21 protein-coding genes are annotated in these 22,075 nt (G+C 73.2%); 9 read left to right on the top strand and 12 right to left on the bottom strand.

The features are described from left to right. Positions 1-54 precede the first annotated feature (54 nt). The 3 genes from PIJ49_RS00240 to PIJ49_RS00250 all read left to right on the top strand — a co-directional run bounded on the left by PIJ49_RS00240 (position 55) and on the right by PIJ49_RS00250 (position 2,962). Positions 55-1,164 carry an LLM class flavin-dependent oxidoreductase gene (locus tag PIJ49_RS00240; RefSeq protein ID WP_235426353.1) on the top strand — a complete coding sequence of 370 codons (1,110 nt, stop codon included), beginning with the start codon at positions 55-57 and terminating at the stop codon, positions 1,162-1,164. A 253-nt stretch (positions 1,165-1,417) separates the two neighbouring features. Then, positions 1,418-2,044: a hypothetical protein gene (locus PIJ49_RS00245; protein ID WP_271825083.1), complete on the top strand. Its 627-nt coding sequence runs from the start codon at positions 1,418-1,420 to the stop codon at positions 2,042-2,044. 426 nt (positions 2,045-2,470) lie between these two features. Then, a complete protein-coding gene (locus tag PIJ49_RS00250; RefSeq protein WP_209685002.1) occupies positions 2,471-2,962 on the top strand; it encodes a pyridoxamine 5'-phosphate oxidase family protein in 492 nt (163 codons plus the stop codon). A 123-nt stretch (positions 2,963-3,085) separates the two neighbouring features. On the opposite strand, the gene PIJ49_RS00255 is transcribed toward PIJ49_RS00250, so the two are convergent. Beyond that, positions 3,086-4,339, bottom strand: coding sequence for a putative hexosyltransferase (locus PIJ49_RS00255; protein WP_271825084.1), 1,254 nt, complete (start codon positions 4,337-4,339; stop codon positions 3,086-3,088). 253 nt (positions 4,340-4,592) lie between these two features. Between PIJ49_RS00255 and PIJ49_RS00260 the strand changes: the two genes are divergently transcribed. Continuing rightward, positions 4,593-4,979, top strand: a complete 387-nt coding sequence (locus PIJ49_RS00260) for a RidA family protein (protein ID WP_066655379.1) — start codon at positions 4,593-4,595, stop codon at positions 4,977-4,979. Positions 4,980-5,013: 34 nt separating this feature from the next. On the opposite strand, the gene PIJ49_RS00265 is transcribed toward PIJ49_RS00260, so the two are convergent. The 5 genes from PIJ49_RS00265 to PIJ49_RS00285 are packed head-to-tail and all read right to left on the bottom strand — an operon-like array spanning position 5,014 to position 10,514. Continuing rightward, entirely contained in the window at positions 5,014-6,627 is a 1,614-nt protein-coding gene (locus PIJ49_RS00265; protein WP_271825085.1) for an N-acyl-D-amino-acid deacylase family protein, read from the bottom strand. Then, positions 6,624-7,292, bottom strand: a complete 669-nt coding sequence (locus tag PIJ49_RS00270; RefSeq protein WP_271825086.1) for a bifunctional 4-hydroxy-2-oxoglutarate aldolase/2-dehydro-3-deoxy-phosphogluconate aldolase — start codon at positions 7,290-7,292, stop codon at positions 6,624-6,626. Before PIJ49_RS00270 ends, PIJ49_RS00265 begins: the two co-directional genes overlap by 4 nt. 56 nt (positions 7,293-7,348) lie before the next feature. Beyond that, the gene (locus tag PIJ49_RS00275) at positions 7,349-8,431 is read right to left on the bottom strand and encodes a sugar kinase (RefSeq protein ID WP_271825087.1); all 1,083 of its coding nucleotides are present in this window, start codon (positions 8,429-8,431) and stop codon (positions 7,349-7,351) included. Then, on the bottom strand, positions 8,428-9,279 hold the full coding sequence (locus tag PIJ49_RS00280; protein WP_066655376.1) for an IclR family transcriptional regulator: 852 nt from the start codon (positions 9,277-9,279) through the stop codon (positions 8,428-8,430). Before PIJ49_RS00280 ends, PIJ49_RS00275 begins: the two co-directional genes overlap by 4 nt. After that, entirely contained in the window at positions 9,279-10,514 is a 1,236-nt protein-coding gene (locus PIJ49_RS00285) for an alanine racemase (RefSeq protein ID WP_271825089.1), read from the bottom strand. Before PIJ49_RS00285 ends, PIJ49_RS00280 begins: the two co-directional genes overlap by 1 nt. A gap of 164 nt (positions 10,515-10,678) precedes the next feature. Between PIJ49_RS00285 and PIJ49_RS00290 the strand changes: the two genes are divergently transcribed. Together PIJ49_RS00290 and PIJ49_RS00295 are read left to right on the top strand one after the other, a co-directional pair. After that, on the top strand, positions 10,679-12,091 hold the full coding sequence (locus PIJ49_RS00290) for an MFS transporter (protein WP_235426351.1): 1,413 nt from the start codon (positions 10,679-10,681) through the stop codon (positions 12,089-12,091). Between the two features lie 193 nt (positions 12,092-12,284). Next, positions 12,285-13,064 (top strand): endonuclease/exonuclease/phosphatase family protein, encoded by a 780-nt coding sequence (locus PIJ49_RS00295; RefSeq protein WP_251154580.1) that lies wholly within the window; start codon positions 12,285-12,287, stop codon positions 13,062-13,064. Between the two features lie 249 nt (positions 13,065-13,313). On the opposite strand, the gene PIJ49_RS00300 is transcribed toward PIJ49_RS00295, so the two are convergent. Genes PIJ49_RS00300 through PIJ49_RS00310 form a run of 3 tightly spaced genes read right to left on the bottom strand, consistent with a single transcriptional unit; the run spans position 13,314 to position 15,975 of the window. Next, positions 13,314-13,988: a methionine ABC transporter permease gene (locus PIJ49_RS00300; protein ID WP_066655373.1), complete on the bottom strand. Its 675-nt coding sequence runs from the start codon at positions 13,986-13,988 to the stop codon at positions 13,314-13,316. After that, positions 13,985-15,025, bottom strand: coding sequence for a methionine ABC transporter ATP-binding protein (locus PIJ49_RS00305; protein WP_209685010.1), 1,041 nt, complete (start codon positions 15,023-15,025; stop codon positions 13,985-13,987). Before PIJ49_RS00305 ends, PIJ49_RS00300 begins: the two co-directional genes overlap by 4 nt. Beyond that, positions 15,025-15,975: a MetQ/NlpA family ABC transporter substrate-binding protein gene (locus PIJ49_RS00310; protein ID WP_271825091.1), complete on the bottom strand. Its 951-nt coding sequence runs from the start codon at positions 15,973-15,975 to the stop codon at positions 15,025-15,027. Before PIJ49_RS00310 ends, PIJ49_RS00305 begins: the two co-directional genes overlap by 1 nt. A gap of 237 nt (positions 15,976-16,212) precedes the next feature. Between PIJ49_RS00310 and PIJ49_RS00315 the strand changes: the two genes are divergently transcribed. After that, positions 16,213-16,704: a 2'-5' RNA ligase family protein gene (locus PIJ49_RS00315; RefSeq protein WP_271825092.1), complete on the top strand. Its 492-nt coding sequence runs from the start codon at positions 16,213-16,215 to the stop codon at positions 16,702-16,704. A 27-nt stretch (positions 16,705-16,731) separates the two neighbouring features. On the opposite strand, the gene PIJ49_RS00320 is transcribed toward PIJ49_RS00315, so the two are convergent. From PIJ49_RS00320 to PIJ49_RS00330, 3 genes are all read right to left on the bottom strand, one after another. Further along, positions 16,732-17,979, bottom strand: coding sequence for a D-arabinono-1,4-lactone oxidase (locus PIJ49_RS00320; RefSeq protein WP_271825094.1), 1,248 nt, complete (start codon positions 17,977-17,979; stop codon positions 16,732-16,734). A gap of 71 nt (positions 17,980-18,050) precedes the next feature. Next, complete coding sequence (locus tag PIJ49_RS00325) at positions 18,051-19,535, bottom strand: MDR family MFS transporter (protein WP_066655368.1); 1,485 nt, start codon at positions 19,533-19,535, stop codon at positions 18,051-18,053. 142 nt (positions 19,536-19,677) lie between these two features. Further along, the gene (locus PIJ49_RS00330; protein ID WP_066655367.1) at positions 19,678-19,959 is read right to left on the bottom strand and encodes an acylphosphatase; all 282 of its coding nucleotides are present in this window, start codon (positions 19,957-19,959) and stop codon (positions 19,678-19,680) included. Positions 19,960-20,061: 102 nt separating this feature from the next. On the opposite strand from PIJ49_RS00330, the gene PIJ49_RS00335 reads away from it, so the two are divergent. Both PIJ49_RS00335 and nadA read left to right on the top strand, forming a co-directional pair. Further along, positions 20,062-20,781, top strand: coding sequence for an NUDIX hydrolase (locus PIJ49_RS00335; protein WP_271825096.1), 720 nt, complete (start codon positions 20,062-20,064; stop codon positions 20,779-20,781). Between the two features lie 8 nt (positions 20,782-20,789). Further along, positions 20,790-22,061, top strand: coding sequence for a quinolinate synthase NadA (gene nadA / locus PIJ49_RS00340; RefSeq protein WP_271825097.1), 1,272 nt, complete (start codon positions 20,790-20,792; stop codon positions 22,059-22,061). The last annotated feature ends 14 nt before the right edge of the window (positions 22,062-22,075 follow it).

Consider the following 22,075-nt stretch of genomic DNA (forward strand, 5'->3'; position numbering starts at 1 on the left):
GTCCGGCTCCCGCGGTGCTACAGTTCATGCAAACGCATCGATCAGGAGGCGCACATGAGCAACGCATTCGGCACCGACCGCCCGTCGGACGTCCCGCCGCCCGCACCCGAGCGCATCGGGCCGGTTCAGCTCGGCCTCGACACCTTCGGAGACGTCACCGAGCGTGCCGACGGGTCGCTCCGCTCGGACGCGCAGAGCATCCGCGACGTCGTCGACCAGGCCGTCCTCGCGGACCAGGTCGGGATCGACTTCATCGGCGTCGGGGAGCACCACCGCGAGGACTTCGTGGTCAGCGCCCCCGAGGTCGTCCTCGCCGCCATCGCCGCCCGCACCTCGTCGATCCGCATGGGCTCCGCCGTCACCGTCCTGTCCTCGGACGACCCGGTGCGCGTGTACGAGCGCTTCGCCACCGTGGACGCCCTGTCGGACGGGCGCGCCGAGGTGATCCTCGGCCGCGGCTCGTTCACGGAGTCCTTCCCGCTGTTCGGCTACGACCTGGCCGACTACGAGGTCCTGTTCGAGGAGAAGCTGCAGCTCTGGAACGCCCTGCGCGGTGGGGACGCGGTGACGTGGTCCGGCACGAAGCGCGCGGCGCTCGTCGACCAGGACGTCTTCCCCAAGCTCGAGCACGGCCCGATCCCGACCTGGATCGGCGTCGGCGGCTCGCCGCAGTCCGTCATCCGTGCGGCGTCCTACGGCCTGCCGCTGTTCCTCGCGATCATCGGCGGGCAGCCGGCGCAGTTCGCCCCGTTCTCGCGGCTGTACCGCCAGGCGCTCACGCAGCTCGAGCTCCCGCAGCAGCCCATCGCGATGCACTCGCCGGGCTTCGTCGCCGAGACCGACGCCGAGGCAGCCGAGCGCTACTGGCCGTACCACAAGGCTGTCACCGACCGGCTGGGCCGCGAGCGCGGCTGGCCGCCCCTCGACGCCGCGCAGTACCAGGCGGGACTGTCCGCCGGCGGGTCGCTGTACGTCGGGTCGCCGGAGACGGTCGCGCGGAAGATCGCCCGGAACATGCGGATCCTCGGCGTCTCGCGCTTCGACATGCGGTACGCGACGGGTCGCCTGCCGCACGAGGACATGATGCGGTCGATCGAGCTCTACGGCACGCGGGTCGCACCGCGGGTGCGCGAGCTGCTCGCCGAGCCGGTGCCGGTGCCGTAGGCGGACGCCTCCTCGGGGTGGGCCGGCGGGCCGGTGCGGCTCGGGGCGGCTCGGTGCTGCTCGGGGCGGGCCGGTGCTGCTCGGGGCGGGCCGGTGCGGCCTGCTCGTGCACAACGAGGAGCACCCCGCACCACGGGATTCCGTGGCGCGGGGTGCTTCCCGTTGTGCCGGGTCCGGCAGCGTCCCGTCGGCCGGGAGGCGCGCCCCACCGCCGCCACGCCGACTCACGGCAGCGCCGGGTACCGTCCACCGCATGTCGCCCCGCCCCAACATCGTCGAGCGTCGGTTCCGTGGTCGCATCATGGGCGTCGGCACGACGTCCGGTGTGCGGTTCGTCGTCGGCATGTGGGACCGGTCGCCGTTCGGAGCCTTCACGGACGTCTTCCTGGAGCAGCCGGACGGGTCGAGCGTGCTCCTCGCGCCGGACGAGATCGTCGCCGCGTACGTCTCCGGGACCTACCGCTTCGACACGGTGTCGGTGGTCGACATCGACGCCCGCCGCACCGCTCGTGGTCTCGAGCTCGACGCCGGCCCGCTCCGCGCCTCGATCGACGTCGGATCCATCTCACCGCTCGGGCGGGTGCTCCGCATGGTGCCGAAGCCGATCGCGCGTGATCCGCGGTGGCTCAGCGTGATCGACCCGGTCGCACGACTGGTCGCTCCCGGCGCGGGCACGGCCGGCACCGCCGGTGGTGGCCGCCGCGAGTACTACGGCGTGACCGGGGCGCACGACGTCACCGCCGTCACGGGGTCCTGGGCGGGGGAACCGCTCGGGTCCCTGGCCCCGCTCGACCCGCCCGTGGCGTTCGGCTTCGCCTCGATGCCGCGCGTCCCGCAGGTCGTCGACGTCGAGACGACGATCCGCGAGCCCGCCGCCTGACGCGTCACCCTCGGCCCCGGGGGCGGCGCGGTGTGGGGCCGCTGGGTCGGAGCGTGTGGGTGTCCGTCCGTGCCCGTTCCTTCCCATGACGACCGCGGTACCTGATCGTTCCGGGCGTACCTCCCGTTCTCGGACGGCCAGGTACGCCCGTTTCCGCCAGGGACGCCCATTTCCGCGAGGTGCGCCCGTTCTCGCCAGGTGCGCCCGTCCTCGCCAGGTACGCCCGTCCTCGCCAGGGACGCCCGTCGTCGCCGGGGACGCCCGGTCCCGCGCGGCACGCGTCCGCGCCGCAGCCACTCGTGCGGGGGCCGGAACCCGGGCGGGCAGGTCCCAGCGACGAGGGGCACACTGGCGGGAACGGAACGCGCCCGGGCAGTGCCCGGCCGGACGTCGAGCACAACGGGGCGCACGACGAACAGGAGCATCATGACCGACACGCAGGCAGACCACCGCGCAGCCATCTCGGACATCGTCCACGGCGCTCGAACCGCCCTGCTCACCACCGTCAGCGACGACGGCCAGCTGCACGCCCGTCCGCTGGCCGTGCAGGACAAGGCGTTCAACGGGACCCTCCGCTTCCTGGTGCAGGACGGCAGCGAGAAGGTGGAGGACATCGCGCGCAACCCGCACGTCAACGTCGCCATCGAGTCGCAGGGCGGGTACCTGTCGATCGCGGGCACGGCGACGGTCACCCGCGACGAGTCCGTGATCGACGAGCTGTGGTCCCCGTTCGCCGAGGCGTGGTTCCCGGACGGCCGTCAGGACCCGACCATCCGACTCCTCACCGTCGAGGGCGACTCGGTCGAGTACTGGACGCAGGACACCGGCCCGGTCGGCAGCCTCGTGCAGACCCTGAAGGCCGCGATCGGCAAGCAGAGCCAGCCCGACACCGGCCACCACGGCACCGTCGAGCTCTAGCGCGACCCGCTCCCGCACCACGCAACGTCGGCGGTTCCTCGCAGCGGTACAGCCCTGCGAGGAACCGCCGACGTTGCGTTCCGCGAGCGTGCCGCGAGCCTTCCGCCGCGCGTGCGACCGGGGTCAGGGCGGGCCGAGCAGCCACAGCACCGCGACGAGCACCGGCTGCCCGAGGAGCGCACAGCTCACGAACGTCCAGCGCATCCAGGGCCGGGCGACGAGCTCGGGGGAGCCGAACAACGGCGCGAGCGGCATGAGGAGCCGCGGGGTGGACGCCATCGGCAGGGACACCGCGAAGATGTAGAGCGCGTAGGCGGCGGAGTACAGCACGGTCGTCGAGCCGAGCGCCCGGGTCGAGCGCCGCAGCAGCCAGACGGGGTACGCCACGAGCAGGACGACCACGATCAGGATCCCACCGACCCCGAGCCACCGCCCGGCGATCAGGAACCAGGGCGTCATCGGCGTGAAGTCGACCCGCCCGATGAAGTTCACCCACCAGGACATCTCGGTCTCCAGGTAGGCGTCCGACCGCCCGGTGACGTGCGCCGCGATGACCGGCCAGGCCAGCCCCGCCGCGGCCATCACCATGCCGGCGGTGACGACCCGGACGCGTTCCGCCACCGGGAACGCCTCGAGGGACCGCACACCGGTGCCCGCGGCGGCTCGTCGTGCACGCACCCAGCGGACGAGTGCGACGACCCCGAGCAGGAGCGGCAGCGCGAGCGCCCCGGGACGGGTGAACGCCGCGACCACGCCGAGCACCGTCAGCAGGCCGTAGCGCCGTCGCTCGAGCGCCAGCAGGGCGCCGAACGTCAGTGCCAGGAACGTGCTCTCCGCGTAGCCGACCTGCAGCAGGAACGACAGCGGACCGCACGTGAAGAAGAAGACCGCCCACATGCCCGCGGCGTTGCCAGCACGGTCGCTCACCAGCCGGTGCAGCAGGAACGTCGCCACGAGCCCGGCGGCCAGCGCGACGAGGGGCGCCCCCACGGCGAACGGCACCCCGGTCGAGGCCGTCAGCATGCGGATGGCGAAGGGGAACGCCGGCAGGAACGCCCACGCGTTCTGGGCGACGTGCCCGGCGGCGTCGAGCGGCAACGTCGTCGGGTAGCCGTGCACCGAGATCTGCTCGTAGTACTGGCCGTCCCACGCGGTGAGGAACGACCCGAACCCGTGCTCGTTGCCCCAGATGGCGTTGTCCGGCATCTGCCGGGCCATCAGCGGGTAGGCGAGCGCCAGCCAGACCGTGGAGACGAGACGGCCGCCGCCCCACACCAGCAGCACCGCGGCCCAGACGGGCAGGCTCGTCGCCAGGTCGACGATGCGACGTCGACCGTTCGCGAGCGTCCCGGTGACGGCGCCGTCGGTGCGGCTCACCGGCCCGCTCCGGCGGGCGCAGGGCTCTCGGTGGGCACGGACCGAGCGTACCGACCGTCGCCTGGCACCCTCCGGCACGCCGGTGGCCGGTGGCCGGTCGCGCACGGGCCGGTCGTCGGTGGTCGGCCGGGAGGCCCGTCCCGCGTTCTGCACACCGCAACGGCTCCGGCGGGTGGTCGGTCCGCGCAGTGGGGCCGGCCCTAGCCTGGAGGCCCACCCGGACGGACCGCGTCCGACGACCAGAGGAGTCCCCGTGCCGAAGACCGCCATCGTCACCGCGAACGCCCCGGCACCCGCCGGCCCGTACAGCCAGGGCATCGTGGCCGGCGGGTTCCTGTACACCGCGGGCTTCGGGCCGCAGGACCCGGCGACGGGGGCGATGGCCGACGACGTCGCCGGACAGACCGCCCAGGTGCTGGCCAACGTCGCCGCCGTCCTCGCCGAGCACGGCGCGACCCTCGACGACGTCGTGAAGTCGACCGTCCACCTCGAGCACTCGGACCGGGACTTCGCCGCCTTCAACGAGGAGTACGCGAAGCACTTCTCGGAGCCGTACCCGGTCCGCACGACCGTGCAGTCGCACCTGGCCGGGATCCTCGTGGAGATCGACGTCGTCGCGGTGCTGCCCAGCGCCTCCTGATCGTCACCCGCCGTCCCGCTCCCTGAGCGGAACCTCACCGACCTCCGGTGCCCCTCGGTGCCGTCGCGCCCGCACGCCGGATCCCGGCGCCCGGGGTGGTGCCCGTCAGACGTCCGGCAGCGAGAACCGGCACGCCCGCCACCAGGACGTCGTCCGTCCCCACAGCCGTGGCCGTCGGGTCGTCGTAGGTCGACCGCGCCGCCACCCGCTCGGGGTCGACCACCGCGAGGTCGGCGACCGCCCCCGCACGCACGACCCCGCGGTCGCCCAGCCGCAGGTGCTCGACGGCGGTGGTCGACAGGTGCCGCTGGGCGTCCGGCCACGACAGCAGCCCGGCACGCACGAAGTCGCCGAGGTACCGCGCCACGGTGCCGGTGGCCCGCGGGTGCGGGTGCGTGCCGACGTGGATGCCGTCCGACCCCGCGGTGTGCCCGGGGTGCCGGACGAGCGGCGCGAGGTCGGCGGGGGAGCGCGGGTGCGGGACGCGCATGATCGCGGTCACCTGCAGGTCGGAGGCGACGAGCAGGTCGATCGCCAGGTCCACGGGTTCGGTGCGTCGCACCGCGGCGGCGTCGGTCAGGGTGCGGCCCTGCAGGTCGTGGTGCGCCGGTGAGGGCACGTGGGAGAGCGTGACCTGGTCCGCCCAGCCCGGTCCGAGGTCCGGGCGCGCGGTGACCCGGTCGAGCACGGCGGTGCGGACCCGGCGGCGTCCGGCGTCGTCGGCGACCGCGCGGGCGAGGTCGTCGGTGCCGGGGCGCGCGAGCGCGGCGGGGAGCAGCAGCATCGACAGGATCGTGCACCCGCGGGAGTACGGGTACGCGTCGAAGGTCAGCCGTACCCCCGCGGCCGCCAGGTCCTCGAGCACGCCGAGGGCCGTGTCGACCGGAGCGTGCAGGTGCGACACGTGCGCACGGACCCCGCTCGACCGGACGATCTCGGCGACCTCATCGAGCCCGACGCGGAGGTTCGCCTCGTACCCGCCGCGGACGTGCGACACGTAGACGCCGTCGACGGCGGCGACCTCCGCGCAGAGCGCCGCGAGCTCGGCGGTGTCGGCGTACAGCCCCGGCACGTAGTCGAGCCCGGTGGCGAGCCCGAGCGCTCCCTCGGCGAGCCCGCGGCGGACGAGCGCGCGCATCGCCGTGGTCTCCTCGGCGGTCGCGGGTCGGTCCTCGTCGCCCAGCACCTCGTGCCGGATCGTCCCGGCGGGCACCAGGGTCGCGACGTTCAGCGGCGTGGTGCCGTCGTACGTCGCCAGCAGGCCGGTGGTGCCGCCGCCGCGGTACCGGGGGTGCGGGCCGTCGATCGCCGCGAAGTACCGGCCCGCCCACCTGCCGTCGCCGGGGGCCGGGCCGACGCCGTCCTGGCCGGTGACGATCGACGTGACGCCCTGACGGAGCAGCGCGAGCTGGACGTCCTCGTCGAAGACCCGGGACCCGGCGTGCGAGTGCGCGTCGACGGCCCCGGGGAGGACCGTGCGGCCACCGCAGTCGATCGTGCTGGCGTCGTCCGGCACGGGGAGCGTCGCACCGACCGCCGTGATCCGACCGCGTTCCACGAGCACGTCCGCGCGGGTGGGGCCGTCCCGGTCGACGACGGACCCGCCGCGGAGCACGAGCGGCGCACCGGTCTCCGCGGTGGTGGTCACCGGGCGAGCCCCGCGACGAGCCGCTCCGCGCGGGACCGCAGCGCGACCGTGTCCCCGGTGCCCAGGGCGTCACCGACCAGGGGGGAGCCGAGTCCGACCGCCACCGCACCGGCTGCCAGGTAGTCGGCGGCATCGTCGATCCCGATGCCGCCGGTCGGGACCACGTCGACGAAGTCGAGCGGGGCGAGCACCTGCCGCAGGTACGCGGGGCCGCCGAGCTGTGCCGCCGGGAACACCTTCACCGCCCGGGCGCCGAGCCGCCACGCCCGCACGATCTCGGTCGGCGTCGCTGCTCCCGGGTACCAGCCGAGGCCCCGCTCGTGGGCACGCTCGCCGATCGCGGGGTCGAGGTGCGGGCTGACGACGAAGGACGCCCCCAGGTCGGCAGCGTCGTCGACCTGTTCCGGGTCGAGGACCGTGCCCACCCCGACGGAGACGCCGTCGCCGAACTGTCGCGCGGTCCAGGCGGTGCCCTCGCGCCAGCGCGGGGTGTTCGTGGTGAGCTCGACCGCGCGGACGCCGGCGCCCACCAGGGTGTCGACGACCGCCTCGACGTGCTCGCCCGTGCCGCCGCGGAGGATCGCGACGGCCGGACCCGCGCCGTGCCGGGTGCCGTGGTGCGGCACCGACGGGCTGTCGCCGGTGGACGTGTGGTGGGTGCTCACGGTGTGGCTCCTCGGATCGGTCGGGCGGGTTCGTGCCGGACGGGTGGTGGTCGCGGTCAGCGGTCGACGCGGTCGTGCACCGCGGTGTCGATCGCGGCTGCTCGGGGGCCGGACGGGTCTGACGGGTCCGACGGGTCTGACGGGTCCGACGGGTCTGACGGGTCCGACGCGTCGGCGGTGAGCGTGTCGGTGCTCGCGCCGGGGCCGGGCAACCGCCAGTCGCCCGGGACGGTGCAGGCGAGCGCTCCGGCGTCGGCGGCCCGGTCGAGCGCGGTGTCCGCGTCGGCCCCCGTGAGCGTCGCCGCGAGCCAGGCCGCCACGAACGCGTCCCCGGCGCCGACCGGGTCGACGACGCGCACCGGTGTCGCCGCGCGGCGGGTCGTCCGCCCGTCCACGACCGAGACGGCGCCGCGGGAGCCGAGCTTCACCACGGCACGACCATGGGCCAGGTCGGCGAGCCCAAGGGCGAGGTCCTCGTCGGACTGCGGCGGGCTCGCCCCGTCGTCTCCGGCACCGTCCGGGTCACCGAGCAGGATGCGGGCCTCGTCGTCGCCGGCGAAGACCACCGCGGCACGGGCGGCGACGGCGCGGTAGTGCTCCCGGGCGACCGCGGCGTCGAGCAGCTTCTGCCGGTGGTTCACGTCGAAGGACACCGGGACCCCGGCGGCCTCGGCGCGGTCGAGCACCGAGGTGACGGTCCGCCGGGCGGACTCCGAGAGCGCGAGCGTGATGCCGCTGACGTGGACGAGCGCCGACCGCTCGACGAGCCCGGCGGGGACGTCCTCCGGTGCGAGCGCCGAGCCCGCGGAGTGTCGACGGTGGTAGGTCACGCGGGTCCGGCCGTCCCGCAGTCGTTCCTTCATCATGAGCCCGGTCGAACGGTCCGGGTCGACGACCGCGGCGACCTCGACCCCGGCCTGCCCGACGTCCCGCAGGACCCGGTCACCGGCGGGGTCCGCCCCCACGCGTCCGACCCACGTGGCCGGGACACCCGCACGGACCAGCCCGATCGCGACGTTGCTCTCCGCCCCGCCGGTGTCGACGCGCATGTGGTCGAGGTCGCACACCTCGCCGACACCGGGGCCGGCCAGCAGGAGCATCGTCTCGCCGAGGGTGAGGACCCCCGTGCCCGCGCTCACCGGGTCACCCCACCCGGTGCCGTGCGACGCAGGGCGAGCTGTGCCGACGAGGACCCGAGCGCGACCGAGATCTCGAGCGCGGTCCGCACGACACCGTCGCCGAGCTCGCGGACCGCCGCCGCCGGGAAGCGGGACGCCAGCCCCGAGATGCTCATCGCGCCGACGACCTGGTTCGCGTGGTCGAGCACGGGCGCGGCCACGCAGCGGATGCCCGGCTCGTTCTCGCGGTCGTCGATCCCGTACCCGCGCGCCCGGGTGCGGTCGACCTCCTGCCGCCAGCGTCCGTCGTCGGTGATCGACTGGTCGGTCATCGCGGTCGCGGGCACGGCGAGCACCGCGCCGAGGAGCCCGGGGTCGCCGAACGCCACGATCGCCTTGCCGGAGGCGGTGTTCCGCATCGGCAGGCGGTGGCCGATGCGTGACCCCATCCGGACCGTTCCGCGGGTCTCGACCTTGTCGACGTAGACGATGTCCGTGCCGTCCGGCACCACCAGGTGACAGGTCAGGCCGGTCGACTCCGCGGTGCGCCGCATGAACGGCGCCGCTGCGGCGCGCAGGTCGATGCCCTCGAGGTAGCTCTGGCCGAGCAGCAGTGCGCCGAGCCCGAGGGTGAAGCCGGCGTCCGGGGTGCGGCGGAGCAGGTCGGTCTCGACCATCGGCGCGGTCAGGCGCAGCACGGTCGACTTCGCGGTGCCGAGGGTCGTCGCGAGCTCGCCGAGCGACACCGAGGCGGCGCCGTTCCGGGTGCGGTCGGCCACGTGGTCGAGGACCGTCAGGCCCCGGCGGAGCGACAGTGCGGCGTTGCGCGCGGGCACGGGCGACGGCGGCGACTGCTCGTCGTCGGGCATCAGAACCACGTCGCGATCGTCTCGGTGACGGTGTCGTCGTCCGCGAGCACCTGCACCTGCCGCCACTTGTCGAAGACCGTGCACGGGTGGGAGACCCCGAGCACGACGACGTCGCCGGGCGTCAGCCCGGGCGCCCCGTCACCCAGGGCGAGGTAGCAGTGCTGGTCGTCGAGGCGGGTGACGGTGACCGCCCCGGGTGGTGGGACGACCTGCGGGTCGTGTGCCGTGCCTCCCGGCCGGACCCCGCGCACCACCGGCAGGCCCTCGTCGAACGACACGTCGCGCTTGCCGACCGCGACCAGCGCGCGGCCCGGCTCCGGGCAGGACGTGACGCGGCCCCACACCTCGATCGCCGGGCGGAGCGAGCCCTCCTCCGGGCGGCGGCCGAACGGCGTGCGCTCGGCGTAGAAGCCGTCGTCGTGCGTGAGGTAGGCGCCCGAGCGCAGGAGCACGTCGACGTCGTCCGGACGGCCCTCCACGGCGTCGACCACCCCGTCGAACCAGGCGCTGCCGCCCATGCTGAGCAGGGTTCGGCCGGCGACGAGACGACGCAGGTCGCTGGCGATCGCGAGGACCTCGGCGACCCAGGCGCGTGCGGTGTCGACGTCGGGCAGGCCCCCCTCGTACCCGGTCACCCCGCGGAGGACGAGACCCGCGTCGTGCGCCGCGACGGCGACCTCGCGCGCCTGCTCGGCCGAGCGCACGCCCGTCCGGCCGCCGGGGAACCCGACCTCGACCAGCACGTGGACGGTGCCGTCGACGGAGCGGGCGGCGCTCGCCGCCGCGGTGACACCGGCGACGGAGTCGACGTTGCAGAGCACGTCGGCGTCGGGGTCGACGCTCCGGCGGGAGGCGAGCCAGGCGAGGCCGGCGGGGTCGAGGACCTCGTTGGCGACGAGGATCCGGTGCACGCCGTGTGCCCACGCGACCATGGCCTGCTGGACGGAGGCGACCGTGACGCCCCAGGCGCCGGCACGGACCTGGCGGTCGGCGAGGGCCGGGGCCATGTGCGTCTTCATGTGCGGGGCGAGCAGCAGCCCGTGGCGGTCGACGTACGACTGCATGACGGCGGTGTTGTGGGCGAGGGCGGACTCGCGGAGCGTCATCACCGGGAGGTGCGCGTGGTCGAGGACGTGCCGGCCGAGGACGGGGGCGGCGGGGTCGGCTGCGCCCTTCGTCGTGACGGTGCCGGGCGGGCGGACGGGGTGCCCTGCTGCTGCGGGGGTGGTCGTCATCGGTCCTCCTGCGTCGTGCGGTGTGCTCCTGGGGCAACGCTCCCGGTGCCGGGTCCACCGGGCAACGTCCTCGACCCGCCCATTCTGCGGTGCAGAACGGTGGTACGCCCCGGCGCCTGCCGGCTGCGTCGGGCAGAAACCGAGCGGGCATAGCATTCGACGTGATGACGACGATGACGACGACACGACGACGGGGGAGCACGGCGGTGGCCGTGCTCGTCGCGGGCACCTTCTTCATGGAGCTCCTGGACGGCACGATCCTCGCGACCGCAGCCCCGGCGATGGGCCGCGACCTCGGCGTCGACTCCGCCGCGATCGGTGTCGCGATCACCGCCTACCTCGTCACGCTCGCGGTGTTCATCCCGGTCAGCGGCTGGCTCACCGACCGGGTCGGTTCCCGCACGGTCTTCACCGGCGCGATCGCGCTCTTCACGGTGGCCTCCGCCCTGTGCGCGGCGTCGGAGGGGCTCGTCGAGCTGACGCTCTGGCGGATCCTGCAGGGGCTCGGCGGAGCACTCATGGTGCCCGTCGGACGGCTCGTCGTCCTGCGGAGTGCCGGACGCGAACAGCTCGTCACCGCCATCGCGATCCTCACCTGGCCCGCACTCGCGGCACCGATCATCGCCCCGTTCGTCGGCGGCGTGCTCGTCGACACCCTCAGCTGGCACTGGATCTTCCTCGTCAACATCCCGCTCGGGGTGATCGCCTTCGTCGCCGCACTGGTCCTCGTGCCGCAGGAGCGCGCTCCGGAACGCGTCCCGTTCGACTGGCGTGGGTCGCTGCTCGCCTGCCTCGGACTCGGCTCGCTCGTGGTGATGGCGTCCCTGCTCGCACTCGACGAGATCCCCCTGGTCGCGGTCGTCGTGTCGGGCGTGGTCGGGGGCGTCTGCTGCTGGCTCGCCGTGCGGCACTTCCGTCGGGCCCCGCACCCGATCATGGGCCTCGGGTCGTTCCGGCTCGAGACCTTCCGCGTCTCGCACGCCGGGGGCAGCCTGTTCCGGCTCGCCGTGTCGGCCGTGCCGTTCGTGCTGCCGCTGCTCTTCCAGGACGCCTGGGGCTGGAGCGCGGTGCTCGCCGGGTCCGCGGTGCTGTGGGTCTTCGTCGGCAACCTCGGGATCAAGCCGATGACCACGCCGTTCCTCCGCTGGTTCGGCTACCGGCCGGTGATCGTCGTGTCGAGCGCGATCGCAGCGCTGAGCGTCGTCGCGATGGTGTTCCTGACCGAGGACACCCCGTTCTGGCTGCTCGCCGTGCTGCTCGTGGTGAGCGGCGCCGCGCGGTCGGTCGGCTTCACGGCGTACAACACGATCGCCTTCGCCGACGTCGAGCAGGCGGACATGACGCCGGCGAACACGCTCTCGTCGACGCTGCAGCAGGTCGCAGCGGGCTTCGGGGTCGCCGTCGCCGCCGTGGCCATCCGGGCTGCGGCCGGGCTCGGCGGGACCGGGCCCTACGACGTGGCGTTCTGGGTGATCGCCGTGCTCCTCGTGGTGGCCTGTGTCGAGGGTGTCCTGATGAGCCGGACCGCGGGGGACACGGTGCGGCCGGCGCGCCGGGTGCGGGCCGCGGCGCGCTGACGGACGCCGTCCCGCTGTCCGGCGGGGCTGTCAGTCGTCCGCTGTCCGGCGGGGTTGTCGGCTGTCCGCTGTCCGTTCGCGACACGGTCACACGATCGGGACACCGGGTGCGCTACGGTCACAGCAACTGTCCGCGACAGCCGAGTACGGTTGCCGCGGCAGGGTGACCGAGACACCCAGGACGGAAGGCAGCATGGCCGGGCCACAGCAGCAGGGGACGATCGCCGACGACACCGCCGTGCAGCCGACCGAGCTGCGCGTCGTCAGCTACAACCTCCGCGAGCACACCGCCAACAGCGAGCTCGCCGCCCTGGCGGAAGCGTCGCAGGCGGACGTCATCTGCGTGCAGGAGTGCGACAGCAACGACCTCGCGCCGGAGGTCGCCGGGCTTTCGCTCGCCGCCTCCACGAAGGCCAACCGACTCGGTCTCGCGATCTACAAGCGCGACGACCGCTTCGAGGTGCAGGACTTCAGCATCCACTCGCTGCAGAAGTCGCTGCACGACCGGGTGCTCGCCCCCGCGCACGAACGGCTCATCGCGATGCGGCTCCGCGACACCGAGGCGGAGACGGAGGTCATCGTGGCCTCGTTCCACGCCTCGCCGCTGACGGCCACGAACTCCCTGCGACGCAAGCAGATCGAGGCGGCCCACCAGTTCGTCCGTGAGCTGTCCGACGAGGCTCCGGCGATCATGGTCGGCGACTTCAACTACCCGTGGTTCCAGACGAACCTGCGCCGGAAGATCGAGGAGCACGGCTTCGCGCTGTCGCTGTCCGACCAGCCGACCTACCTGCGCTACCGCAAGTTCACCGGCCACTTCGACTTCGCGACGAGTGTCGGGCTGCACATCGCCGGCGTCGAGACCCTGCCCGCGGGCATCTCCGACCACCGGCCGATCCTGGTCCGCGCGCACTACGAGCACCCCGGCGTCGCGACCGCCGCCGTCGAGGTCCCGGAGACCCCCGCCGCCTGAGGCCGCCACGGCCGGGTGCTCGCTGTCCCTCGCCCGCGTTCCGGCACCGTCCCGCCGAACGGGCGTGACATGCCGTGTCCGTCCGTCGAGCGGGCACGTTCGGCTGCCAGCACCGCCTGGCGTGACGGATCGTGCTCGCTCGGCGCGACCCCCGCGGCGGGACGCCACCGCCGACGGACGGGAGGCACGGTGCCAGCTGGCACCGTGCCTCCCGTCCGTCGTCGATCGCCGGGGCGACCGATCCGCGCCTCAGCGACGCAGCGTCGCCCGCGCGAGCCGGTTGCCGATGAACTGCCCGAGCTGGACGATCACCACGATCGCCGCCACGGACACGTAGACGATCCACCAGTCGTACCGCTGCGAGCCGTACACGATCGCGTACTCGCCCAGGCCACCGCCACCGATCAGCGCTCCCTGCGCGGTCATGTCGACGATGCCCACGAAGATGAACGTGTAGCCGAGGATGAGCGGTCCGACGCCCTCGGGGATGAGCACCGTCAGCAGGATCGACACGGGGTGGGCCCCGGACGCCCGCGCTGCCTCGACCACGCCCGGGTCGACGGCGAGCAGGTTCTGCTCGACGATCCGGGACACCGCGAAGGACGCCGCGAGCGAGATCGCGAACGTCACCGCGGGGACGCCGATCGTGGTCTGCACGGCGACGCGCGACAGCGGTGCGATCGCGGCCAGGAAGATCACGAACGGGATCGGGCGCACGATGTTCACGAGCACGTTGACGACCGTGTACACCGCCCGGTTGCCGAGCAGGTTGCCCGGACGGGTGGCGTACAGGACCAGTCCGAGCGCGAGGCCGATCACACCGGCGAACACCAGGGAGACCAGCGTCATCACGAGGGTGTCGCGGATCGCGGCGAGGAACACGTCGGACGTGTCGATCACGCTCTGGAAGCCGTTGCCGTTCATGCTGCGACCTCCTCGTCGACGGTGACGTGTCCGTCGCGCAGTGCCCCGATCGCGCGGTCGACGGCGGCGGGGTCGTCCGCGGTCAACTCGTAGGTCAGCGACCCGATGCGGCGTTCGCGGATCTCGCCGACGCCGCCGAACACGAGCTCGGCCGACACCCCGGCGGTGCGGAAGGCCGCGTCGATCCGGTTCTGCAGGCCGACCTCGTCGGTGATCTGCACCGTGACCAGGCGGCCGCGGTGGTGTTCCCGCAGCCGCGCCAACTGCTCCGCCGAGGGGCGGTCGTGCAGGGCGGTGCGCACGAAGCGCTGCGCCGCACCGGTCTGCGGCGACGCGAACACGTCGTAGACGTCGCCGACCTCGACCACGCGGCCGTTCTCCATCACGGCGACCCGGTCGGCGATCCGACGGACCGCGTCCATCTCGTGCGTGATGACGACGATGGTGACACCGAGCTCGCGGTTGACGCGACGGAGGAGTGCGAGCACCTCGGAGGTGGTGTCCGGGTCGAGGGCGCTCGTGGCCTCGTCGGCGAGGAGCAGCTCGGGGTTCGAGGCGAGCGCGCGGGCGATGCCGACACGCTGCTTCTGCCCGCCGGACAGCTGCTCGGGGTACGCGTGCGCGCGCTCGAGCAGCCCGACGAAGTCGAGGAGCTCGGCCACACGGCGGTCCCGCTCGGCCTTCGCGACACCCGCGACCTTGAGCGGGTACGCGACGTTGCCGGCGATGGTCCGCGAGCGGAACAGGTTGAACTGCTGGAAGATCATGCCGATCTTCCGGCGGGCCAGGCGGCGTTCCTTCTCCGGGATCGCGGTGAGCTCCCTGCCGCCGACGGTGACCGTGCCGGACGAGGGGAGCTCGAGGGCGTTCACGAGGCGGACGAGGGTGGACTTGCCGGCACCGGAGTACCCGATGACGCCGAGGACCTCTCCCTGGTGCACGTCCAGGGAGACGTCCTCGACGGCCACCACGGTCTCGCCGGTGTCGGCGCGGCGGTAGTGCTTCGAGACGCCGCGGAGTTCGACGAGGGCGGGCACTACTGCTTGGCCGCCTTCGCGTCCTGCTCGACCGTCGCGAGCTCGGCCTGGAGTTTCGTGGCGCTCTCGTCGCGGGCGACGGCCTCGGGCAGGTCCTTGGCGAAGGCCTTCTGCACCGCCGGGTCCTGGAACAGCTTCGCCAGGTCGAGGTAGGTCTTGTTGTCCTTGTCGGCGTCGCGCACCGCGAAGACGTTCACGTAGGGGGCGGCGCTCGCACTGGCCGGGTCGTCCTGGAAGACGATGTCGCTGGTCGGGAGCTTCGCGGCGGTGGCGAAGTTGTTGTTCACGACCGCGGCGGCGACGGAGCCCTGCTGGAGCGCGTTCGCGGTCTGCGAGGCGTCGAGGGGCTGGACGTCGACCTTCGACGACTCGATGCCGGTCGTGGTCGAGAAGGCCGAGCCGCCGTCCTTGAGCTCGAGGAGCTTCGCGGACTGCAGGATGAGGAGCGCGCGCGCCTGGTTGATCGAGTCGTTCGGGATCGCGACCTTCGCACCCTCGGGCAGCTCGCTCGGCTTCGAGTACTGCGTGGCGTACAGCGGCAGCGGGTACACGGCGGTGGAGCCGATCGGCTGCAGGTCGTCGTCGGAGGTGACGTTGTAGTCCGCCAGGTACTGGATGTGCTGGAACTGGTTGATGTCCAGCTGGCCGTCCTTGAGTGCGGGGTTCGGCAGCGAGTAGTCCGAGAAGTTGGTGAGCTCCACCGTCACGCCGAGCTCGTCCTTCGCGAGCTTCGTGTACGTGCTCCAGTAGCCGAGCGACTTGTCGGCGACGCCGATCGTCACGGTCTTCCCGGCGCCGTCACCGGAGGCAGCGCCCTCGGACCCGCCGGAGCGGACGGCCGCCACGACGACGGCGACGACGATCGCGACCACGACGACCGCGGCGGCGATGATCCAGCCGACGGGGCGCCTGCCCTTCGGCTTCTGGGGCAGGACGGGTGCTGCGGACATGGGTGCTCCTCGTGGGGGACGTGCCCGGACGGGTGGGGCGGGGCCGGGCGGGGCGAGCCCGGACGGCGGCGTGCACGGGCGGTGCGTGGGGAGCCGCGGGATGCCGCGGCCAGGTTCCGAGTGTGGCTGCCCGCGGCGCGACACGCACGATCCGTTCCGCCGTGTTACATCCGTGCCGTTCTCCACAGGTGCCGCACGGCGAGCACCGGGCGCTGCGGGGCTTGGTTGACTCGGAGCGTGCGCAGCCTCGAACTCGTCCTCGACCCCGACTCCGACGCCGCCGTGCGCGCCGCGTGGGACGCCCTGACGGCAGCCGACCTGCCGAGCCTCGGCCGGTCGGGGACGAACGACCCGCACGTCACCCTCGCGGCCGGCGACGCGCTGCCGGTCCCGGAGGGGTTCGACGCCGCGGTGCCGATGACGCTCCGGCTCGGTGGCCTCCTGCTGTTCCCCGCCGGCGCCGGGCGGTCCGTGCTCGTCCGTGCCGTCGTCGTGGACCCGGTCCTCGCGGCCTTCCACGCGGCGGTGCACCGGCGGGCACCCGACGCCGTGGAGACCTCGCTGCCCGGCGGCTGGTCGCCGCACGTCACCTTCGCCCGTCGGGTGCGCGACGAGGACCTGCCCGCCGCGGTCGCGACGCTCCGGGCGACCCCGCTGCCGGAGACCCTGACCGTCGGCGGGGTCCGCCACTGGGACGGCGAGACGAAGACGGTCACCCCCGTCGCGTGAGGGGTGGCCCCGGTCGGGAGGCGCGGCTCAGGTCCGCAGCACCCGCTCACCGAACACGGACGCGAACCGCCGCTCCGGGTCGGCCGCCGCCACCAGCCTGCGGAAGTCCGGCAGGCGCGGCCAGAGGGCCTTGACCGCGTCGGCGTCGAGCGAGCTCGTCTTGCCCCAGTGCGGCCGGCCGTCGAACGGCGCGAGCCGTGCTTCGAGGTCCGGCAGCAGCGCCGCGACCGCCTCGGGGTGCTTCCGCCAGGTGAACGCGATGCAGAGGACGTCCTCGCCCTGCGTCGGGCTGAGCCAGGACGGGTCGGCGGCCATCGTGCGGAGCTCGCACACGTGCAGGTGTGGCTGGATCCGGTCGACGAGCCCGCGGAGGGCCTCGAGTGCGGCGGCAGCGTGCCGCAGCGGGACGAAGTGCTCGCTCTGCACCTCGGACCCGACGCTCGGCACCGCGTCGATCGGGAAGTGCGGCAGCCGGTCCCACCACGGGCCCACGGTGCCGTCGCGAGCGGTGACGTGTCCGTCGGCCGGGCGTCCCGGCAGCCGCGGTGCGCCGAGCAGGGCCTCCGGGACGTCGACGTCGTCGGCGCCGTCCGGCACGCGGGACTTCAGCAGCACCTCGCCGACCTCGTCCCCGAACACCGTGTAGGAGCACACCGAGTAGGCCGCGGCGTGCACGTCGGCCACGTGCGCGACGAACCGGTCCCACGGGATGGGCCCGTACGCGTCCTGGCGCATCCGGTAGGACGGTTCGACGTCCACCTCGACGCGCGTCACGATGCCGAGCAGCCCGAGGTGCAGCACGGCCCCGTCGAAGTCGTCCTCGCCGCGACGGACCGTCCGCACGGCACCGTCCGGTCCGAGGAGCTCGAACGACCGGACGGCGGTGCTCAGCGACCCGAGCGTCGTGCCCGACCCGTGCGTCCCGGTGGCGATCGCGCCGCCGATCGAGATGTGCGGCAGCGAGCCGGTGTTGTGCAGGGCGACCCCCGCGGCGTCGAGTTCCGGCGCCACCACCCCGTAGCGGGTACCGGCACCCATCGAGGCCGTGCCGGCGGCGGCGTCGACGACGAGGTCCGTGGGGAGCCCCGTCAGGTCGAGCAGCACCCCGTGGGCGTCTGCCACGTCGTTGAACGAGTGGCGGGTGCCGAGCCCGTGCACCCGCTGCGACCGGGCGACGACCTCGGCGGCCTCCTCGAGGGTGCGCGGCCGTTCGACCCGTTCGGCCGAGTAGGTGACCGTACCGGACCAGTTGACCTCGCGCGCCGTCGACCGCATGCCGCCCACGATGCCACGCCGTCGTCGACGTGGCACCGGGGACCGCCGGCCCGGTCCGGTGGTGTTCCGGGTCAGTGCATCGCGGGGGCGCCGGCGGGTGCGCCCTCGGGCGTCGCCGGGCGGCGGACGAACGCCGAGGTGAGGATGCCGACGAGGGAGATGACGCCGCCCACCAGGAACGCGGTCTGCACGCCCGAGGCGGTCGCGGCGGCGACCCCGGCGGCGTCCGCGTCGGCTCCCGCCGAGGCCGCACCGATCGTCAGGAGCGTGACGAAGAGCGCTGTCCCCGCGGCACCTGCGAGCTGCTGCGTCGTCCCGAGCACCGCGCTGCCGTGCGAGTACAGCTTCGGCGGCAGGCCACCGAGCGCGGCGGTGAAGAGCGGGGTGAAGGTGAGCGCGAGGCCGATGCTCAGCACGACGTGGGCGCCGAGGACGAACCACACGCTGGTGTCGACCCCGACCGTGGAGAGCGCCCAGAGCACGGCACTGATGATGATCGACCCGGGCACGAGGAGCACGCGGGGGCCGCGGCGGTCGTAGATGCGGCCGACGAGGGGCGAGAGCAGCCCCATGATCAGGCCGCCGGGCAGGAGCAGGAGCCCGACGGTCAGCACCTCGAGCCCGAGGACGCGCTCGAGGTAGATCGGCAGCAGGATCAGCGTGCCGAACATCGCCATGAAGCTGATCCCCATCGCGACGATCGGGACCGTGAAGCCCTTCGTGCGGAAGGTCCGGAGGTCGAGCAGGGCGCTGTCGGTGCGCTGCAGGCGGGTCTGCCGGACGACGAAGAACGCCAGTGCCGCGAAGCCGACGACCAGGGCGAGGACGGGGACGAGCGGCCCGGTCGACCCGGCCTCGCCGAAGCTGGACAGCCCGAAGACGATCCCGCCGAACGCCACGGCGGAGACCACGACCGACAGGACGTCGAGCGGCGCGCGGCGGGGCGTGGTCACGTTGCGGACCTTGAGCACGCCGAGCACGAGCGCGGCGACGGCGATCGGCAGCACGAACCCGAAGAGCCAGCGCCACGAGAACGCGTTGAGGATCAGGCCCGAGATGGTCGGGCCGACGGCGGGCGCCACCGAGATGACGATCGAGATGTTGCCCATGATGCGGCCGCGGTGCGCGGGCTCGACCAGGTTGAGGACGGTCGTCATGAGCAGCGGCATCATGATCGCGGTGCCGCTGGCCTGCACGATGCGGCCGACGAGCAGCACGGGGAAGCCGGGTGCCGCGAGGGCGACGAGCGTGCCGAGACTGAACAGCGCCATCGCCGCGATGAAGACCTGGCGCGTGCTGAAGCGCTGGAGCAGGAACCCGGTGATCGGGATCACCACCGCCATGGTGAGCAGGAAGCCCGTGGTGAGCCACTGCCCGGTGGCCGCCGAGATGTCGAGGTCCTCCATGAGCCGGGGGAGCGCGACGCCCATGATCGTCTCGTTGAGGATGACGACGAACGCGGAGACGAGCAGCAGCCCGATCACGAGTCTGGTCTCGCCGGCGGAGGGCTGCGAGACGCTCCCGGTGCGCGGGGCGGAATCGACGGCCTGGGTCATGCGGGGCTCCTGGGGAGTGACGGGGGAGTACGGCGGAGAGGACGAGGGCGCGCGGATCGCGCAGACAGGGCAACCGCCTGAACGGATCCGAGTATTCCGCTTCCGTGTGTCGTCCTCGTGAACAGGTCCACCCCGAGCGCGGTCAGCGCAGGATCGCGAACCCGTCGCCGTCGCCGTGCGGGACCACGCTGCGTCGGGCGACGTCGGTGACCGTGGCGGTCGGCGGACCGGTGCGGAGGAACGCCATGAGGGCCTCGACCGCCTCGGACGGCCCCTCGGCCTCGACCTCGACGGTCCCGTCGAACAGGTTCCTGGCGTACCCGTCGAGTTCGAGCCCGTCTGCCTTGCGTGCGGTCCAGTACCGGAAGCCGACCCCCTGCACCGAGCCGGACACCACGGCGTGCACCCTCGTCACCGTCGTCATGGCGCCAATGTAGGCACGTCGGGGACCCTGCACGTTACGGCGCTGTTCCGGTTCCGTGAACCGCCTGATAGTGTCATTGCAACCCGAACACTTCGAGTCATCATGACACAAACACATCCCACCAGCATCCGCGTCGCGGTCTCCACCGTGATCGTCGCCCTGCGCCCGCACCCCGACACCGGTGGCCCGGCGCTGTGGATGCCGCTCGTGCGTCGTGTCGCCGATCCGTTCGAGGGGTCGTGGGCGCTGCCCGGTGGCTGGGTCGGCCCGGACGAGGGGCTCGAGGACTCCGCCGCGGCGCGCCTACGCGAGACGACGAACGTGCAGCCGCGGTACCTCGAGCAGCTGTACGCGTTCGGCGACGTCGACCGTTCGCCGAGCCGCGTGGTGTCGATCGTCTACTGGGCGCTCGTCCACCCCGACGAGGCCGAGTCCGTCCCCGACGACTGGAACGTCCGCTGGTTCCTGGCCGACGAGCACCCCGCACTCGCGTTCGACCACGACCACATCGTCGCCTACGCCCTCTGGCGGCTCCGCAACAAGGTGTCGTACTCGCGGATCGCGCAGGCGTTCCTCGGGGACCGGTTCACCCTCGCCGAGCTGCGCGGGGTGTACGAGGCCGTGCTCGGGCGGGCGCTCGACCCCGCGAACTTCCGTCGACAGGTCGCGCAGTCCGACGCCGTCATCGCGACGGACGAGACCACGAGCGGTGACCGGCACCGCCCGGCTCGGCTGTACCGCTCGAACCCCGACCTGGCCTACGCGGACAACGGCCCGCTGCAGCCCGCCCACCCCCGGCAGCACCACCCGCAGAACCGATAGGAACCACAGTGTCCATCGCCACCACGATCGAGCTCATCTCCAACGGCAAGGCCGACGGCAGCACCTGCACCTCCGACCTCGCCGCGCCGACCTGGGACTTCGACAGCCGCCCGGGCTACGGCCCCGGCTCGTCGATGTCCGACGTCATCCCGACCTCCGCACCGCGGCAGGGGCAGCTCCCCGACGAGTACCGGACCGCGAGCGACGCGGAACTCCACGAGCGCATCGAGCGGGCGAAGGCGACGCTGGGGGACCGGGTCGTCGTGCTCGGCCACTTCTACCAGCGCGACGAGGTCGTCCGGCACGCGGACTTCCTCGGCGACTCGTTCCAGCTCGCGAACGCCGCCCTGACCCGGCCCGACGCCGAGGCCATCGTGTTCTGCGGCGTCCACTTCATGGCGGAGACGGCGGACATCCTCGCCCGTGACGACCAGCGTGTGGTCCTGCCGAACCTCGCCGCCGGGTGCTCGATGGCGGACATGGCCGACATCGACAGCGTCGAGGCGGCCTGGGCCGAACTCGCCGCCGTGTACGGCACCGAGCCCGACGCCGACGGCCGCGTGCCGGTGATCCCCGTCACGTACATGAACTCCGCCGCCGACCTCAAGGCGTTCTGCGGCCGGAACGGTGGGATCGTCTGCACGTCGTCGAACGCGGCGACCGTGCTCGAGTGGGCGTTCGAGCGGGGGCAGCGCGTGCTGTTCTTCCCCGACCAGCACCTCGGTCGGAACACCGCGAAGGCCATGGGGATCAGCACCGACCGCATGCCCATGTGGAACCCGCGGAAGGCGCTCGGCGGCAACGACGCACAGACCCTGCTCGACGCGCAGGTGGTCCTCTGGCACGGGTTCTGCTCGGTGCACCGCCGGTTCACGGTCGAGCAGATCGACCAGGCCCGTCGGGAGGACCCCGGTGTGCAGGTCATCGTGCACCCCGAGTGCCCGATGGCCGTCGTGGACGCCGCGGACGCTGCGGGCAGCACCGACCTCATCCGCCGGACCGTCGCCGCCGCCACCGAACCGACCTCGTTCGCGATCGGGACCGAGATCAACATGGTGAACCGGCTCGCGGCCGAGTACCCGCAGCACCGGATCACCTGCCTCGACCCCGTCGTCTGCCCCTGCTCGACGATGTACCGGATCCACCCGGGCTACCTCGCCTGGGTGCTCGAGGCACTCGTCCGCGGCGAGGTCCTCAACGAGATCACGGTGCCCGCCGACGTGCAGGCCGACGCCCGGGTCGCGCTCGAGCGCATGCTCGCCGCGAAGCCCCGCGGCTGACGGCCCCGCGCGAG

It is taken from the genome of Curtobacterium uvaldense, from assembly GCF_028307415.1.
Lineage (GTDB): Bacteria > Actinomycetota > Actinomycetes > Actinomycetales > Microbacteriaceae > Curtobacterium.